This is a genomic window from Paenibacillus rhizolycopersici (assembly GCF_014947195.2).
GTDB classification, from domain to species: Bacteria; Bacillota; Bacilli; order Paenibacillales; family Paenibacillaceae; genus Fontibacillus; species Fontibacillus rhizolycopersici.
Genome location: NZ_JADCNN020000010.1, coordinates 101,410 through 116,943 on the forward strand (window position 1 = coordinate 101,410; position 15,534 = coordinate 116,943).

21 protein-coding genes are annotated in these 15,534 nt (G+C 48.4%); 14 read left to right on the top strand and 7 right to left on the bottom strand.

Going from position 1 to position 15,534, the window contains the following annotated elements:
• Nucleotides 1-49: 49 nt before the first annotated feature.
• Both IM700_RS12845 and IM700_RS12850 read right to left on the bottom strand, forming a co-directional pair.
• The gene (locus IM700_RS12845; protein ID WP_193417555.1) at nucleotides 50-673 is read right to left on the bottom strand and encodes a DNA-3-methyladenine glycosylase I; all 624 of its coding nucleotides are present in this window, start codon (nucleotides 671-673) and stop codon (nucleotides 50-52) included.
• A 36-nt stretch (nucleotides 674-709) separates the two neighbouring features.
• Complete coding sequence (locus IM700_RS12850; RefSeq protein ID WP_239483863.1) at nucleotides 710-1,258, bottom strand: TetR/AcrR family transcriptional regulator; 549 nt, start codon at nucleotides 1,256-1,258, stop codon at nucleotides 710-712.
• 273 nt (nucleotides 1,259-1,531) lie between these two features.
• Between IM700_RS12850 and IM700_RS12855 the strand changes: the two genes are divergently transcribed.
• From IM700_RS12855 to IM700_RS12895, 9 genes are all read left to right on the top strand, one after another.
• Nucleotides 1,532-3,025, top strand: a complete 1,494-nt coding sequence (locus IM700_RS12855) for an alpha/beta hydrolase family protein (RefSeq protein ID WP_193417554.1) — start codon at nucleotides 1,532-1,534, stop codon at nucleotides 3,023-3,025.
• Entirely contained in the window at nucleotides 3,022-3,438 is a 417-nt protein-coding gene (locus IM700_RS12860; protein ID WP_193417553.1) for a MerR family transcriptional regulator, read from the top strand. The genes IM700_RS12855 and IM700_RS12860 overlap by 4 nt, the downstream gene beginning before the upstream one ends.
• Before the next feature lie 14 nt (nucleotides 3,439-3,452).
• A complete protein-coding gene (locus tag IM700_RS12865; RefSeq protein WP_193417552.1) occupies nucleotides 3,453-3,806 on the top strand; it encodes a DUF4260 domain-containing protein in 354 nt (117 codons plus the stop codon).
• Between the two features lie 179 nt (nucleotides 3,807-3,985).
• Nucleotides 3,986-4,432 carry a hypothetical protein gene (locus IM700_RS12870; RefSeq protein WP_193417551.1) on the top strand — a complete coding sequence of 149 codons (447 nt, stop codon included), beginning with the start codon at nucleotides 3,986-3,988 and terminating at the stop codon, nucleotides 4,430-4,432.
• Nucleotide 4,433: 1 nt separating this feature from the next.
• The gene (locus IM700_RS12875; RefSeq protein ID WP_155604603.1) at nucleotides 4,434-4,661 is read left to right on the top strand and encodes a helix-turn-helix transcriptional regulator; all 228 of its coding nucleotides are present in this window, start codon (nucleotides 4,434-4,436) and stop codon (nucleotides 4,659-4,661) included.
• Entirely contained in the window at nucleotides 4,658-5,374 is a 717-nt protein-coding gene (locus IM700_RS12880) for a DUF4386 domain-containing protein (protein WP_280516400.1), read from the top strand. The genes IM700_RS12875 and IM700_RS12880 overlap by 4 nt, the downstream gene beginning before the upstream one ends.
• 11 nt (nucleotides 5,375-5,385) lie before the next feature.
• Nucleotides 5,386-6,321 (top strand): VanZ family protein, encoded by a 936-nt coding sequence (locus IM700_RS12885; RefSeq protein ID WP_155604605.1) that lies wholly within the window; start codon nucleotides 5,386-5,388, stop codon nucleotides 6,319-6,321.
• A 19-nt stretch (nucleotides 6,322-6,340) separates the two neighbouring features.
• Nucleotides 6,341-7,288 carry a helix-turn-helix transcriptional regulator gene (locus IM700_RS12890; RefSeq protein WP_193417549.1) on the top strand — a complete coding sequence of 316 codons (948 nt, stop codon included), beginning with the start codon at nucleotides 6,341-6,343 and terminating at the stop codon, nucleotides 7,286-7,288.
• A gap of 79 nt (nucleotides 7,289-7,367) precedes the next feature.
• Nucleotides 7,368-7,775: a VOC family protein gene (locus tag IM700_RS12895; protein WP_193417548.1), complete on the top strand. Its 408-nt coding sequence runs from the start codon at nucleotides 7,368-7,370 to the stop codon at nucleotides 7,773-7,775.
• An 821-nt stretch (nucleotides 7,776-8,596) separates the two neighbouring features.
• Here the strand turns inward: IM700_RS12895 and IM700_RS23210 are convergent.
• Nucleotides 8,597-8,758, bottom strand: coding sequence for a hypothetical protein (locus IM700_RS23210; protein ID WP_213622472.1), 162 nt, complete (start codon nucleotides 8,756-8,758; stop codon nucleotides 8,597-8,599).
• Nucleotides 8,759-8,764: 6 nt separating this feature from the next.
• On the bottom strand, nucleotides 8,765-8,902 hold the full coding sequence (locus IM700_RS23215; RefSeq protein WP_239483865.1) for a hypothetical protein: 138 nt from the start codon (nucleotides 8,900-8,902) through the stop codon (nucleotides 8,765-8,767).
• A gap of 623 nt (nucleotides 8,903-9,525) precedes the next feature.
• On the opposite strand from IM700_RS23215, the gene IM700_RS12905 reads away from it, so the two are divergent.
• From IM700_RS12905 to IM700_RS12925, 5 genes are all read left to right on the top strand, one after another.
• Nucleotides 9,526-9,945, top strand: coding sequence for a DUF3237 family protein (locus IM700_RS12905; RefSeq protein WP_193417546.1), 420 nt, complete (start codon nucleotides 9,526-9,528; stop codon nucleotides 9,943-9,945).
• Nucleotides 9,946-10,038: 93 nt separating this feature from the next.
• The gene (locus IM700_RS12910; RefSeq protein ID WP_193417545.1) at nucleotides 10,039-10,287 is read left to right on the top strand and encodes a transcriptional regulator SplA domain-containing protein; all 249 of its coding nucleotides are present in this window, start codon (nucleotides 10,039-10,041) and stop codon (nucleotides 10,285-10,287) included.
• Nucleotides 10,280-11,308: a spore photoproduct lyase gene (gene splB, locus IM700_RS12915; RefSeq protein ID WP_193417544.1), complete on the top strand. Its 1,029-nt coding sequence runs from the start codon at nucleotides 10,280-10,282 to the stop codon at nucleotides 11,306-11,308. The genes IM700_RS12910 and splB overlap by 8 nt, the downstream gene beginning before the upstream one ends.
• A 32-nt stretch (nucleotides 11,309-11,340) precedes the next feature.
• A complete protein-coding gene (locus IM700_RS12920; protein ID WP_193417543.1) occupies nucleotides 11,341-12,363 on the top strand; it encodes a phosphotransferase family protein in 1,023 nt (340 codons plus the stop codon).
• A gap of 38 nt (nucleotides 12,364-12,401) precedes the next feature.
• Nucleotides 12,402-13,004: a TetR/AcrR family transcriptional regulator gene (locus tag IM700_RS12925; protein WP_193417542.1), complete on the top strand. Its 603-nt coding sequence runs from the start codon at nucleotides 12,402-12,404 to the stop codon at nucleotides 13,002-13,004.
• 73 nt (nucleotides 13,005-13,077) lie between these two features.
• Here the strand turns inward: IM700_RS12925 and IM700_RS12930 are convergent, their stop codons facing one another.
• From IM700_RS12930 to IM700_RS12940, 3 genes are all read right to left on the bottom strand, one after another.
• Entirely contained in the window at nucleotides 13,078-13,962 is an 885-nt protein-coding gene (locus tag IM700_RS12930; protein WP_193417541.1) for an NmrA family NAD(P)-binding protein, read from the bottom strand.
• A 36-nt stretch (nucleotides 13,963-13,998) separates the two neighbouring features.
• A complete protein-coding gene (locus tag IM700_RS12935; protein WP_193417540.1) occupies nucleotides 13,999-14,400 on the bottom strand; it encodes a nuclear transport factor 2 family protein in 402 nt (133 codons plus the stop codon).
• Between the two features lie 227 nt (nucleotides 14,401-14,627).
• On the bottom strand, nucleotides 14,628-15,488 hold the full coding sequence (locus IM700_RS12940; RefSeq protein WP_193417539.1) for a CPBP family intramembrane glutamic endopeptidase: 861 nt from the start codon (nucleotides 15,486-15,488) through the stop codon (nucleotides 14,628-14,630).
• Between the last annotated feature and the right edge of the window lie 46 nt (nucleotides 15,489-15,534).

Genomic DNA, 15,534 nt, shown 5'->3' on the forward strand with positions numbered 1-15,534 from the left:
TAGCAAAAAGACAGTTAGGGCACATGGAGTAGCCTTAACTGTCCTTTTTTCATGAACGGCCTGCCGCCCGGGGACGCTGGAACTGTTGGCGCGCGAGCTCAACCTCTGCCCTAATAACGCAGTCCTCAACATGATCGTTGATTAACCCCATCGCTTGCATGAAAGCGTACATCGTCGTCGGGCCGACGAATTTCCAGCCAAGCTTTTTGAGTTCCTTCGATAGCGCGATCGATAGCGCCGAAGTGGATGCGGTCTGCGGCTCCGCAAGTTGACTCGGGTCCGGCTCGTATTTCCAGAAGAAGGCGGCCAACGAGCCCTCCCGTTGGACCATCTCTTGCGCCCTCCGTGCATTATTGATGACCGCCTCGATCTTGCCCCGATGGCGGATGATGCCTTCATTCCCGAGTAGACGCTCTAAGTCGCGATCTGTATAGTCCGCGATCCGGTTAAAGTCAAAATCATGGAATGCAGCACGGAAGTTCTCACGTTTCACTAGAATCGTTCGCCAACTCAGGCCCGATTGGAAGCCTTCCAGGCAGATCTTCTCGAACAACCGCCGATCGTCGTCGACAGGGAACCCCCATTCGGTATCGTGATAATCAAGAAATTCCGGGGCGGCGCCGCACCATCTACAACGCGGTCTACCGTCCTTTCCTGCTATGATTGTGTTCATGGTCTTCCTCCTCATTCGAATGTGCCAGCAGCGAGCTCAACCAGACGCACATCTGTTCAATTTCATACCGTATAAACTTCTCGTCCCGAAAAGCTTGTGCCAGCGTAGCGACGCCTTGGCTACGGGCAGGAGGTGCATCGCCAACTCGTCGGCTTCAGCTTCGCGGCCTAGCAGAGTGAACTGCCGGCTTAGCCAACTCCGAAAGAGGTTGAACAGCTCAATCGCTTCCGGTTGGGAGGCATGATTCAGTTTTGACAGCTCTGTGCATAGCGTACCGACGGGGCAGCCGTACATTTGGATATCCGTCTGGTTTGCAGTCAGGAGGTGAATAAAGCTCTTGATGCGATCCTCGGGCCGTTCCCCATCCTCTTCCCAACGCACGAGCATGTTTCGGGTATTCTCTAGCCGCACTTGGATGACGGCATCCAATATCTCGTCCTTGGATTTGAAATAGTAATAGAAGTTTCCTTTGGAGATTTGGACGGAATCGGCAATATCCGCAAAAGAGGTATGTTCGTAACCGCGCTCATAAAATAGTCGGTCGGCCGAATCGATAATGTGTTCCCGCGTCGCTTTCCCCTTCATGATGAATACCTCCACAGCCGACCTTTCTTTACGGACCGTCGGCTCAATTAAAATTAGGACGATCGTCAAATTTGCAACAACATCAGATTAGCACGATCGTCCTAATTTGTAAAAACCATCCGATTTTCAGAAAATCGTTATACAAGTCTTCCAATCTCCCAAGATCGAATGACTAAGTTGTTAGGTTGAGATAAGGCAAATTCGATGGTTTAGGCCAGCCTGGCAGGATAAGATGGGAGGAACGAAGTCGGAATTTTGAAAAGGGGTATCTTGATGAGGTTGTTTGAACTGTTGCTTCTGTTGTCAAACCTCGGTTTGTTTGCGTTAACCGTCGGCTTAAAAAAAGGACGTCGAAGAACTCCGCTCTTCGCTCTAAGCGGGATCGCCACACTGCTATTGGTCATTCACGGGACGGTGGAAGGATACAGAATTCAGCTATTGTTCCCTTATTGCATAACGATCCTGTTTTTAGTCATTTCAGGTTATCGTTATTTGAAAAAAACGGGCTTCCCCAAAATCCCGCGATTCATGTTGGGTTCAGTTTATACCGCTATAGCGATCATGCTAGTCGGAACAGCGGGTCTCCTGTATGCTTTTCCTGTGTTTCGATCCCCTGAGCCGACAGGCGAATATCAGGTAGGCACGCAATCCTTTCATTTCGTAGATGCACATCGGGAAGAGATTTTTGGCGAAGCCAGCGATGGGAAGAGAGAATTGATGGTTCAGGTATGGTATCCGGCTCAGGCCGGCACCGGCAAGTACGCTCCCTTTATTCCCGATACCCCGATTTTACGGTATATGGCTGAGAACTATGGCCTTCCCGGGTTTCTTTTTCAACACCTAAAGTATGTATCGAGTCATTCTTATTCGAGGGCCGAAGTCTCTTCGGCACAGATTTCATACCCGTTGATCCTTGCCAATCCAGGCAACGGTTCTTCCAGGTTCCTCCACACGTCGCAAGCCGAAAATATCGCGAGTCATGGATATATCGTGGCCGTGATTGACCCCACCTACAATACATTTGCAACCGAGTTTCCGGACGGGCGAATCACGACCAACAGAACCAACGAGTTATTCTCGCCCAGCCATGATTATCAGACGGAAAGAGGAAATCGCGACAAGCTGGGAAAAGTTCTGACCGGCGATGTGGCGTTTGTGCTGGACCAATTCGAGCTCATCCAATCGGGACAAATTCCAAGTCATTTCAAAGGAAGGATCGATCTCAATCATGTTGGGGTCTTCGGTCATTCCATCGGCGGAGCGACGGCCTATGACGCATCTTTCGATCCACGGATCGCGGTTGGGATAGACCTTGATGGAGGGCTTTACCGACTGCGAGACAGAGAGGGGCTGCGAAAACCGTTTATGTTCATCAACTCGGAGAGCTATTATGAAAAATTAAAAATGGTGATGGATAACCGAGCCTACACGGATGAGGAGCTCCATCGTATGAGCTCGACAAGAGAGTGGGAGGATCAAGTCGCGGCAGACAAAAAACTGGAGCTTGAACGGATGCGCGATGCGGTCAACGAAGGGGGACAACTCCTCTATATCGAGAATACGGAGCATTTAAATTTTACCGACGTACCGTTTATTTCTCCGATTTTCAAAATGCTGGGCATTACAGGAAAGATAACGCCCGAAAGATCGAATACCGTTATCAATGCCTATATGCTGGATTTCTTCGATATGTATTTGAAAAATCAAGGTGTTGACCTTGGACATTACTCCAATGTTATGATTTTTATGGGAAGGAGGCACATATGAAAATCAAGGATTTTGCGAGCAAATATCATCTCCAAACGGATACCCTTCGTTTTTATGAGAAAGAGAACTTATTGAATCCAATCCGACGGGAAAATGGCTATCGGGAATTTGACGATGAATGTGAAAAACAGATCCAGCTTATCATCGTATTAAAGCAATTAGGTTTTACAATCAAGGAAATTCAACAATTGCTTCTAATACGAGACGACAGATCGATATCGACAGAATGTAAGGATACTACTGTGATGTTGTTGAATCAAAAAATGATGAATCTGGAGGAAAAAATCCGGTTTTACCAACAGGCCTTGAAAGTCGTGCAAACCATTAAGGAACTTGCAAGTGAAGTGGAGTATCCAGAGAATGTAGATGATATTGAAAAATTATTGCTTAGTTTATTTCAAAATGATGAATAAGGAGGAGAGATAAGATGACGAATAAACAAATCGTTCACGTTGAATATGCACTTGCCTTTGCACTTTCTTTATTCATTTACATCCAGCTGCACTTTCCTATTTGGCTGTTTGCTGTTCTTTTATTTGTTCCTGATCTTACTATGCTTGGTTACGCCATGAACAAGAGGATAGGTGCGATGGTTTACAATTTCGGGCACACCTTTATTTTTCCCCTGTTACTAGCATCAGGCTCCTTATATTTGTCAAACGATAATCTGCTATTAGGGTCGGTGATCTGGATCGCTCATATCTGTATGGATCGAGCCATAGGGGCGGGGTTGAAATACCCAGATTCATCATTTACGAATACACATCTACAAAAGATTTAATGAGAAGCTCGCTGTCACCGCAGCGAGCTTCTTTATTTCCTATTTGCTGTAGTAATGGCCTTGTTCAAGGTCTGGGATTAGAGCAGGGGACACCCAGATCGTAAAATAAAATTGACATTATGTATAGTTTAGTATACATTATGTTTAATAAACTTTACTTTATTGAAGGCGGTGTCTACATGACGTATCAGGAAAAGAAGAGCATCGTATCGTTAATCAGCACCATACTTATTTTTACAGTGTACTGCCTGTACAAGTACCCGGAGTATCCCAATGAAGTGCTGGATTCAAATGTAACTTTCCATTACTGGGGGTCCTTCGTTCTGGTGTTAACCTTGGTTTCCATCGCAGCACATATCGTGATCAGCATCATTTTTAACATCCTCTTCCGAATAACGACGGGTGAAAAGGAACCTGCTTTCGCGGATGAAATGGATAAGCGCATCGACTTGTTGGCCTTTCGAAATTCATTTGCTGTGTTTGTCCTTGGTTTCCTTCTAGCCATGGGCTCATTGGTGATAGACCAGCCCTTGAAGGTGATGTTCATCGTCCTAATCGTCTCTGGATTTCTATCAGACGTAACCGGTTCAATTTCGAGACTGTATCACTACAGAAGAGGAGTTTAAGATGGGTAAAATTCTTGTTGGCAATCACATCAGAAAAATACGGTTCAATCATCATGAAATGACTCAGCAGCAGTTGGCCGACAAGGTTGGTGTAACCAGGCAAACGATTGTGGCTCTTGAAAAGGGAAACTACTCCCCGTCACTGGAGCTGGCCTTTCGTATTGCACGGGCCTTTAACTTGCCGTTGGAAGAGGTATTCTTTTATGGAGAAAACTCAGAGGAGAGGTGAGGGAATTGGATTTCTCAACGAAGACTGCATCAAGGATCACAGGTGTTCTTTTTGTTATTGCTGCCCTTACGGCTATACTAGGTGTTATTTTGTATAAACCGCTCCTGAACGATTCGGACTACCTGATTCAAGGCGCCGCACATGCGAATCAGGTGGTTCTGGGGTCGCTTATGGAGCTGATCCTTGTCGTTTCAGCGATAGGTACAGCGACCATGATGTTCCCCTATTTGAAACAATATAGTCGAACGATTGCGATTTGGCATGTTTGCTTCCGGTTTTTGGAGGCCATTGTGATTACGGTAGGGGTCATCAGCGTAATGTCCTTGTTGGCCTTAAGCCAGGACTATGTAGCAGCGGGGGGGCCGGATATCGCTTCCTATCGGGTTTCGGGTACATTGCTAAAAGCCGTGCACGATTACACATTTTTGCTAGGACCTAATTTTTTTCTGGGAATCAATACGATGATGTATAGCTACATTTTTTATAAGTCGAAGCTTGTACCCAGGTTTATCCCGATATTGGGTTTGACCGGGTCAGCCTTAGTTCTGCTTGCTGCCTTATTAGAAATGTTTGGGGTCATTGATCAAGTCTCGGCTTGGGGCGGGATCTTGGCGCTCCCAATCTTCGCCAATGAAATGATCCTTGCGGTGTGGCTCATCTTAAAAGGGTTTAATGAGTCCGCAACCCATTCACGGTTTCGAACGCAAAGATAAAGGAGAAGAAGATGAATACGAAGCAACGTAAGACGATTTTTGTCATAACGCTATCCTATACGGTTTTCATTCTTTTTTTTATGTTTCTCGCTTTTGGCAGAGCAGATACGGTAGATCGGGAGACGGGTTACACCTTTATGTTTATGCCGGACGGTTTTTTTAGACTGCCGGATTTATCCGACCTTCTACATCCTACGCTTATGGATCTTGTGGGCTTTGGGAACGTTGCTGCCTTTGTTCCTTTTGGTATTCTAATTCCGTTGTTATATCGGACTGGTTTTCTTCGGTTTATGAGCCTATTCATCCTGTCTATCCTCGTGCTGGAAACCGTTCAGGCCTTCACTTTGCTCGGCAGTTTTGACATTAACGATGTTATTCAGAACTCATCCGGCGCGGCAGTTGGATTCGGGGCGTATAGATTGGGGTTTCGTACCGAAAAGGTCAGAAGAAACCTAGTTGTTACAGGCATCTCCGTTGTTGTCCTGCTCATTGGGGTTTGGGCGAGCTTCGGGCTTATCGACAAAGCGTTCACGAAAGAGCAGGGCCCTTTTGTCGCGCTTAACGAGCTGAAAAGCAGCAGTACCGATTCATCAAAGGGAGTCACGCGAGACAACTTTCAAATTGGTGGACAAAACGTAGTACCTCAATATAATGTGTATAGCACGGAAGATAAAAATACGGTGACTTACACGTATTCGTTAGGCGAAAAGGAGCTTTATATCTACTTGAATTATGGGATTCCCGATCAAGAGGATTTTCAGGGGAGTTTACGGCTATCCGCTGATGGGCAGGAGTACCTGTCCACGTCCGCAGAAGCTCTGGGCCATGAACTTGGGATGTCCTCCATCTACTTGCAAGGGGCCCATGAGCTCACGATTACCCTAGAGGGGAACGTGAAATTATGGGATGTCGGATATCAGGAGATGAAGTACCCATGGAATCGGTGAAGGGGCAAGGGAACAGCCGATGAACAAAACGGACCGGTTGTTGGCCATCGTGCTGGAGCTGCAAGGCAGGCGAGTGTTACGTGCCGAAGATTTGGCGGCACAATTTGAAACCAGTGTGCGGACCATCTATCGCGACATTCAGGCGCTCAGCGAAGCAGGCGTTCCGATTATAGGTACTCCAGGCACAGGGTATTCCTTAATGGAGGGTTATTTTCTACCTCCGATCCGTTTCACAATTGAGGAAGCCATGACCTTGCTTATAGGAACTGATTTTGTCGAGCAACGATTTGATGATGCATATCGGGATAGAGCTGTTGTGGCTAGGAAAAAAATTGAGGTCACTCTATCAGAGCGTGTTCGCAATGAGACTTCCCGGATCCGCAAGTCGCTGCGCCTTCTCTCACCTGGCAAACCGCCAGCTTCGTCAAACGAAAGGGAGAATCTCGATAAGATCCGCCGAGCTCTATTCAATGGGCGAAAGGTCCGATTTCATTATTCGAGAAAATTTCCGGATTCCACAAGGAACCGCCATAGCGAACGTACAGTTGCTCCTTATGGCCTTGTACATGTTGAAGGAGCCTGGATGCTTGTGGCCTGGTGTGATCTACGCCAAGACATCCGCCATTTCCGGTTGTCCCGGATGACTGAGTTGATCGAGCTGGATGAACGTTTCGAAATCCCTGAGCATTTTGACTTAAAGGAGTATACACCCACAGACGATCGTCACTTGCGGGTATGCCTTCGATTTACGCCTGACATCGCAGATAAGGTGAAGGAATCAAACTATCCTTACGTAGAGGATATGAAAGAGCATCCCGATGGAATGGATGTGGTCTTACGCGTTCGTCAGCTGGATGAATTGCTGCCATGGGTGCTTGGCTGGGGGGCGGGCGTAATCGCATTAGAACCCGAATCGCTCCGAGATCGGATTCGTGAGGAAGCCCAAAAAATGCTAAACCGCTACTGACATGATGCTGTCAGTAGCGGTTTTTTATAATTGGACATGTAAATGTAAAGGAGACAGATATGAGGAAGGATGATCATTTGTGAATTTTGCTTCTGTACGTATCATTACGGACGACGTGGATCGTCTTGTCGAGTTCTATGAGAAAGTCATGGGGGTTTCGGCGGAGCGGCCCGCGCCTGTATTTGCCGAGCTCGCCTTGCCCTCATGCACTCTTGCCATCGGCCACTCCCATACAACGCAGCTATTCGGCGTCGGTTCCGCTGTGGGGGCCCATAACCGCACGGTCATTCTGGAATTCCTCGTCGACGATGTCGAAGCCGAATATGCGCGCTTGGAGCCATTTGTCGATGATTGGGTAATGGAACCGACCACGATGCCGTGGGGGAACCGTTCTATGCTGTTCCGCGATCCCGACGGCAACCTCCTTAACCTTTTCAAGCCGGTGACCGAGGAAGCGATTCAAAGGTTTAGTAGGAGACCTTCTTAGGTTTTTAACTTACGACAAATTGGATCCTATAAAATCAAGCCTGCGATGGGGAAAATTTCACTTGCCCTACGCTGGCAACCGCGTTGCCGCGAAGCAACAATATGAGCTTTTGCGAGATATGCTGCAAGCGGAGTTTGAATGGCTCAATTACTTATCGTTACAAACAGCGCGCTGAACCGTATCAAACCCGGTTGGGCGGGTACGATCGAGGGTAGAAAACGTGGAAACCGCGGAAGCCTGGACCGAATAGAAAAGTTCCAGGCTGCTGCGGTTAGTCCAGAATATTCTTCCCTAAGCGATCTGTAGAATAACAAGGTGTGCGGAATCGGGCCTCGTTCCCCCAGCCAACGGAGTGATTGTGAGTGCCGTGGAATTCCCTGCTGGATTTCGAACGGTGAGAACGGAATTAATGAGTGATGTCTGCACAAGTGCCATACCTACGATTTGCGAAGTTCCTGTCGCACGTCCGACTACCGTATATGCCAGGTCATCACCGTTTAGTGTTAAGAGCAATTGACCTGCTTCATTTACATTCACCTGAAACAAAACTTGATAGGTACCTATCGCGGCCAGGTTAAACGAGCTGGCATTTATGCGAGTAATCGCAGTCCCGCTGAGGGGACCATCTTGCGGAAAACTTACGTCCGTGTTTGGAGCAACTGTTGCTGCATTGTCCGGCGGCATCAATGCAAAGAAATCTGCAAAACCTAGAACTCCTCCTGTCGGCCCTGCTGGGCCCACTGCTCCGGCCGGTCCTGTTGGGCCCACTGCTCCGGCCGGTCCTGCTGGGCCTACTGCTCCGGCGGGTCCTGCCGGTCCGGTCAATCCAGCTGCACCGATGGCTCCCGCAAGTCCTGCGATTCCTTGGGGTCCCAGTGCTCCTGCGATTCCTTGTGGGCCAAGAGCGCCAATTGCCCCGATAAGTCCTGCTGCTCCTTGTGGCCCCAGTGCTCCTGCAAGTCCTTGCGGTCCGAGTTCGCCAATCGCGCCTACAAGTCCTGCGATTCCTTGCGGCCCAAGCGCTCCTGCGATTCCCTGTGGGCCGAGAGCGCCAATTGCCCCAATAAGTCCTGCTGCTCCTTGGGGTCCCAGTGCTCCTGCAAGTCCTTGCGGTCCGAGTTCGCCAATCGCGCCTACAAGTCCTGCAAGCCCTTCAGGTCCAAGCGCTCCTGCGATTCCTTGTGGACCAAGAGCGCCAATTGCCCCAATAAGTCCTGCTGCTCCCTGGGGCCCTAGTGCTCCTGCAAGTCCTTGCGGTCCAGCTTCAGAGATGGCTTCTGCAAGCCCTTGAAGCAATACACGTCCTTTAGGCGGAGGACACCTTTTACAAACAATCTTCTTGGCTACTCGAACACGATGTTTCTTTGGTTTTCTTTTCGGATGACACACAGTTACGGTTTTCTTTTTGCACCGTTTTTTTAAATCGGGACAACTCACCACGACACCTCCCCACTAAGATTATTCAGTGTACGTGAATTGATTTATTAGGCATGGACGAATGGCCTGTTATGAGCTAGACTAATAACTATTTTCAGGAAAATGGGTGAATAAAAATTTCCTGAGAACAAACAACGTCGCTGTGTAGCGATTGCATTTAATTACGGTGTTTATGGATTTCATGTTTTTCTTCCGCTCTTCTATGTCGCGCTTGGGGTGGCCTCCTGGGCGCTGTGTCCAAAAAGCCGCAAACTCTAAAGGGAGTGATATACTAGTATCAAATCGCTGCTGAAAGATACAGGAGGTCTGGACCATGGAGTTTGAAGAAATATTTACGGTACATGTTCAAATCGAGAGTTCGATCCATTTGAACCATCGTGATGGAGATTCCGTAACCATGATTTCTTTTAAGGGGCGGGTCACAGGGAAGTATTTTGAAGGAGAAATCCTTGCCGGAGGGGTAGATACCCAAATTATTGGAAAGTTGGATCATCCTCATACCTTATCAGCTAGGTATATGCTTGAAGGGAAGGATCACACAGGCGAACGATGCAAGGTTTATATTGAGAATAACGGAAATATGAATCACAAGTTGAAAAATGTATTGTTCAGGTCTTACCCTAAAGTGATTACGGACAGTAAGGCTTTAGCCTTTTTAAATGATGACATCCTAGTTGCCGAGGGAAGTTCAACGGAGTCTGGTTTAGATATTAAGATCTATAGAGCATTGTAAATCGGATGAATGGAATCCTCGAATGCTGGTATATTCCCCCTTATTTCGTGTGACACTAGTTCAAATGTTATGGATAAGGGGTGCGGTAAAGTGATGAGTGAGTATCAACCCGGACAAGTTGTGTATGTCATTATTCGAAACCCGCATGTACAGGGAGTCGCCAATGTGCAGGAAGCAGCTGTCGTGAGCGATCCCAATTCACCAGGAGATTTTGCACTATTTGTTTACGAAACGTATTATCCGCTAAACGAGGAGATCGCTGTGTATTCAACAGCGAGTGAAGCGGAAACGGCCTATCGAGAAGCCTTCGGGTTATCGGATGCGGAAGCCTATTATGGTTAAGCCATTCGTCCCTCAACTCGTATATGTGGAGCCCAGGGCATTGGATTATCCACTAGGTAGAGAATTGCTGGCCAAATTCGAAAACATGGGTTTGGATATTCGGGAAACGACCTCGCATAACCAAATCCGAAACCTGCCGGGGGACAACGATTTTCAAAAATATCGAGTGGCGAAGTCTACGCTAGTCGTCGGAGTGAGGAAAACCTTAAAGTTTGATACGTCCAAGCCCTCCGCAGAGTTTGCCATTCCGTTCGCCACAGGATGCATGGGCCATTGTCATTATTGTTACTTACAGACGACGATGGGAAGTAAACCGTATATTCGGACTTATGTCAATATTGACGATATTTTTGAAGCCGCGGACCAATACATGAAGGAAAGAGCCCCTGAGATAACAAGGTTTGAAGCCTCATGTACGTCGGACATCGCAGGGATTGATCACCTAACCCATACGCTCAAGAAAGCCATCGAATATTTTGGCGCGTCAGAGTTGGGACAGTTGCGCTTCGTAACGAAGTTCGCTCATATCGATCACTTGCTGGATGCCAAGCATAATGGTCGGACCCGGTTTCGCTTTAGTATGAATGACGATTATATCATTCAAAATTTTGAACCAGGCACATCCAGACAAGCGGAGAGGATGGAGGCAGCGAGAAAAGTGGCGGAGGCAGGATATCCATTAGGGTTCATTATCGCTCCGATCTATTTGCATGACGGATGGAAAGAGGGGTATAAGGACATGTTCGAGAAACTAGAGACCATCCTTCCCTCTTCTTCAAAGAAAGATTTGACGTTCGAATTGATACAGCATCGATTTACCAAGCCGGCGAAGCGTGTCATTGAGAAGAATTATCCGATGACCAAGCTGGAGCTTGATGAATCCAAGCGGAAGTGGAAGTGGGGACGATATGGGATAGGGAAATACGTCTATACCGATCTGGAGCAGGAGGATATGAAAGAGACGCTAGGTGGGTATATCCGCACTTATTTTCCTGACGCCACAATTGAATATTTCACATAAGGGAACGGGATCCTCGAAGGGAGGGGAAAAGCATGGATATAAAATTCGAGACGCTCACTTATGTCTTAAGCGAACGGTTCAAGAGGGAGATCATCTCAGCCGACTACCAGACGATGCCGTTAAAGGGCGGAACGGTGGGAAATGTGTACCTGGTCACGGGAGTTGCCGAAACCGTGGATGGTGAAGAGTTGCCGTACCGTATCGTGTTGAAAATTCAGAAGAAATGGGAGCGTTACGGCGACCCGGGTTCATGGCGTAGAGAGTATGATCTTTACGCGTCTGACTTGGAAACGACGTTCCCGGATGCTTTTCGCTGGCCGACCTGTTATTACGCCGAGATGAATGCCGAAGGTAGTGAATTCCAGCTGTGGCTGGATTATATCGATGGTGTATCGGATCTAGACTTGACGGGTGACGTGTATGAACAGGCCGCGCTGGACTTAGGGCGTTATCAAGGCAAGCTTTATGCGGAACAGCCCGCCGTGTTGCAGAGCTTGACCAACCTGAGCCATGCCGATTTTATGAAGAATACATACCTGCATTACCGGGCATGGCCGGTTGTCTACAATTATATCCGCTCGGAGGATTGCGAATTGCCGCAGCACGTGCGTCAAATGCTCATCGACATCGATGAACACGCAGACGAGATCATCGCCCGCATCGAGAAACTGCCCCTCGTGTTATGCCATCGGGATTTCTGGGTGGCCAACTTGATCTTTGCCGACGGGAAAATCACGCTCATCGACTGGGATACCAGTGGATGGGGCTACTTGGGCGAGGATATCGCCAGTCTGATTGCGGATGAAGCGGATATCGATCACATGGTTGAATATTACCAACGATGCGTCCCCGCGTATTACAAAGGTTTTGCGGAGTATGTGGATGTAGCTTCTATCGTCGATGATTGCGTCTACGAGATGATTCTTTTCTTGTTCGGCTATAGGCTCGTGGATTGGGTTCTCCATACAGAGGACGAGAACGAGAAGATGAAGCATGTAGAGACGCTCCAGAAAATCTATGAAATGAAGGCGGCTTCTCCACCAGCTATAGTATAATTACTTATTATGAATAACTGGAGGAAGGGGCGCTAGCGTTGGCAAGAACGAAGGCCTTTGACACGAATGAAATCTTGCATAAAGCCATGAATGTCTTTGGAAATCGTGGCTATGAAGGCACCTCGCTGCCCGATTTGATTTCAGGGCTGGGCATTGCCCGCCAAAGTATATATGACACGTACGGAACCAAATGGGATCTCTTCTTCGCAGCGGTTAAGCATTATATGGATCAGAAGAATCGGGAGTTGCAGCAGCATTGCGAGGGGCCGGGAACGGTCGTTGACAAGGTGGAACTCGTATTTTTGACCATCATTAAAGTCCTAGTTGATCCCGAACTGCGTTTGGAATGCTTCATTATTAGCAGTGCGATTGAGCAGGCGCCTCATCATGAGGAACTGGCGGTTTATCTGCAAGAGAGTATAGAGCTGTCGGAGCTGACCTTCTACACGATGCTGGAACGGGCGGTGGAGGAAGGGGAAATCGGCTCAGAGGTGAACATCCGAGACCTGGCCCGGTTCCTGGTGCATGAGCGGATCGCCTTGATCACGTCAGCCAAGCTGGGAATAGAAGAACCGAAGCTGCTTGGACTCCTGCAGATGGTTCTAATGGTCTTTCGGACGATACAAGGCACTAAACGGTAGATCTTATTCAAACATATGAACCTCAAAAGGCTCTCCCAGGTCATCATAAATGGTGACGGGAGAGCCTTTTATCTTAGGATAATACTTTAGTTAGAAATGATGACTTATGTTCTGAAATAAACTGCTCTAGAGAACGCGGCTCTCGCCCGGTCACACGTAACACCGTGTCCGTAACCTGATCCTCCAATCCATCGAGGCGAATACGGATATCCATTTCGGCCAGGTTTTTGGCATAACTCTCCGGCAAACCAGTCGCCATATGCCTCTCTGTAAGTTGCTCCGGTGTGATATGAATATGGGCAGCGTTCAGGCCGGTCACGCTGCGGATCACTTTGGCCACATCGTCATAGGTGAGGGATTCTGGACCCGTAATGATAAGCTCCCGGTTAGGGGGTTCCTTGTCCGTCAGGGCATGAAAGCCAACAGCGGCAATATCCTCGGCGTCAACGAAACCGATCTTGCCATCCCCAGTTGCCGTATAAAGGTGTCCGCTTTGGCGCAAGGAATTTCCGTGTCCGTGTCCGGGATCCGTAAAGTTCTGCATGAAATAGGAGGGGCGCAGGACAGCCCATTCGGGGACATGCTCATGCAAGTAACGGTGAACCGCTCCAAAGACAGGGCCATCCTCCGGAATCGAGGCGCTGGATAACAGGACGTAGCGCCTTACCGAAGCGTCAATAGCCCTGCGGATAAAGGGGATCATGACTTCCTCAGGGTTCATACTTGGAGGTGCGATCAGGTAGACAGCATGGACGTCCTGCAGGATTTGATCGTGGTTGGAGCCATCGAACCAATCGAAACGGACCGATTCCCCGGTTTGTTGATCCCCGGGCTTGGGTAAGCTACGTCCGGCTCTTCGAGCCAGAACGCCCTGATTTTGCAGCAGCTGTGCGATGCGAGAAGAAGTCTTGCCTTGTCCTCCGGTTAGTAGAATACGGGTGGATGATTCATTAGGCATATCGTGATCTCCTTTAGTTCTCATTAAGGTCTAGTATTAAGTTGCGGCTAATGGATTCCAGTAGTCTTGATAATGAACGATCCTGCCATTCTCCTGAACCTTGACTACGGAAATATAGCTTTGTTCATAAGGTTGGCCAGTCATAAGGAGTTTTCCACTCGCCTCGAACTGAGCGAAGAACACCGGGGCATCGGCCGCTACATGAATGACCGGCGGGGTGAATGAGGTGATTTCAAGCACCTTCTCCAAATTCTCCAGATACGGCTTCAGCGCCGCCTTCCCGTCCAGACGCCTAGGATTCGGTTCCTGGGAATAAGGAAATTCGAAGATGATATCGTCCGCAAACAAATCGAGAAATGCATCATAATCCTTTCGAATATAACGATCCGCGAAGAGTTGAATCAGCTGCTCAGCCTGCCCGTTAGTCAAGGTATTCATTTCGATTGCCTCGCTTTCTAAAGAGAATGGAGCCTTAGCAAAGGGGGAAGCTCTAGACTCACTATATCACTTTCCGGACTGAACGGTCAAATATATTTTGACTGAACAGTACGAAAAGTAAATGACTCATCAAGATTGCCAAGCAGCTGATTCCCGGGGAACAGTACTAAAATGGGGAGGAGAAGGGTGGAAATACGATGAGGCAAAAGAAAATTATTAATCGCTGTTCATTCGTCGATAAACTTGTTACGCGGGGCTGACGATGCCCGATTCCGCGAAGCGGCAATCAGCATCGGAATAGCGATCAGAAGGCTGACCATCACCGGCACAATAGAACCTTCAAGTCCAAAATCGCCTCCGGTGAGAAGTGGAGCGCCGCTCACGGTTACCGTAAACAGGCCGGTTGCAGGGTGACCGGATACAGGTATGCCAAGCAAAGCTTCAAGTGCATTCCAGGCAAAGTGCAGCCCCATGGCAAACCACAGGTTCCGACGCCACAGGTAGGCGGCGCCGAGCAGGACGCCTGCTTCAATGGTGATCGCGAACGCGCTCCATAGAGTTGCCCCGGTATTCCCGAGGTGGGCTACCCCAAAGAATAAGGAGGTTACAGCGAGTGCCGGCCAGTTACCCAACCATTGGCGAATCGCCTGGAACATCAGCCCGCGAAAGATCAGCTCCTCAATAATGGCTGCGCTTAAGGCACTTTCAATGGAAGCGAGTAGAATCAGATTCGTATCCGCAGCAGGGGCCCATTGAAGAGAGTAGCCCCCCAGAATCACAATCATCAAAGTAGACACAAGAATAAAGATGGCCCCGATTAGGAATCCTTTGCCCGCTTCCACGCCTGCGCGTTGTCTGGATAGTTCAGAAATGGACCGACGAGCTAAGTGTTTCATCGTGAGCCAATAGACGAGGATGCCCCCGATGCTAGCCGTTAGAGTTAACAGAAGGGAGGATATTCCCTTTACATCCCCAGCTAGCAGCCGGAATAATACATCTACGAGAATGATCCCAATCGTGCCTGCGACCATCCAAGTGAGGGGGAAACGTAAAAATGAATTTGCCTTGTGTGCAGAAGTGTTCTTCATGTCTTGCTTCAGCTCCTCTATTGCTTAATGGTTAGGAGTATACGCT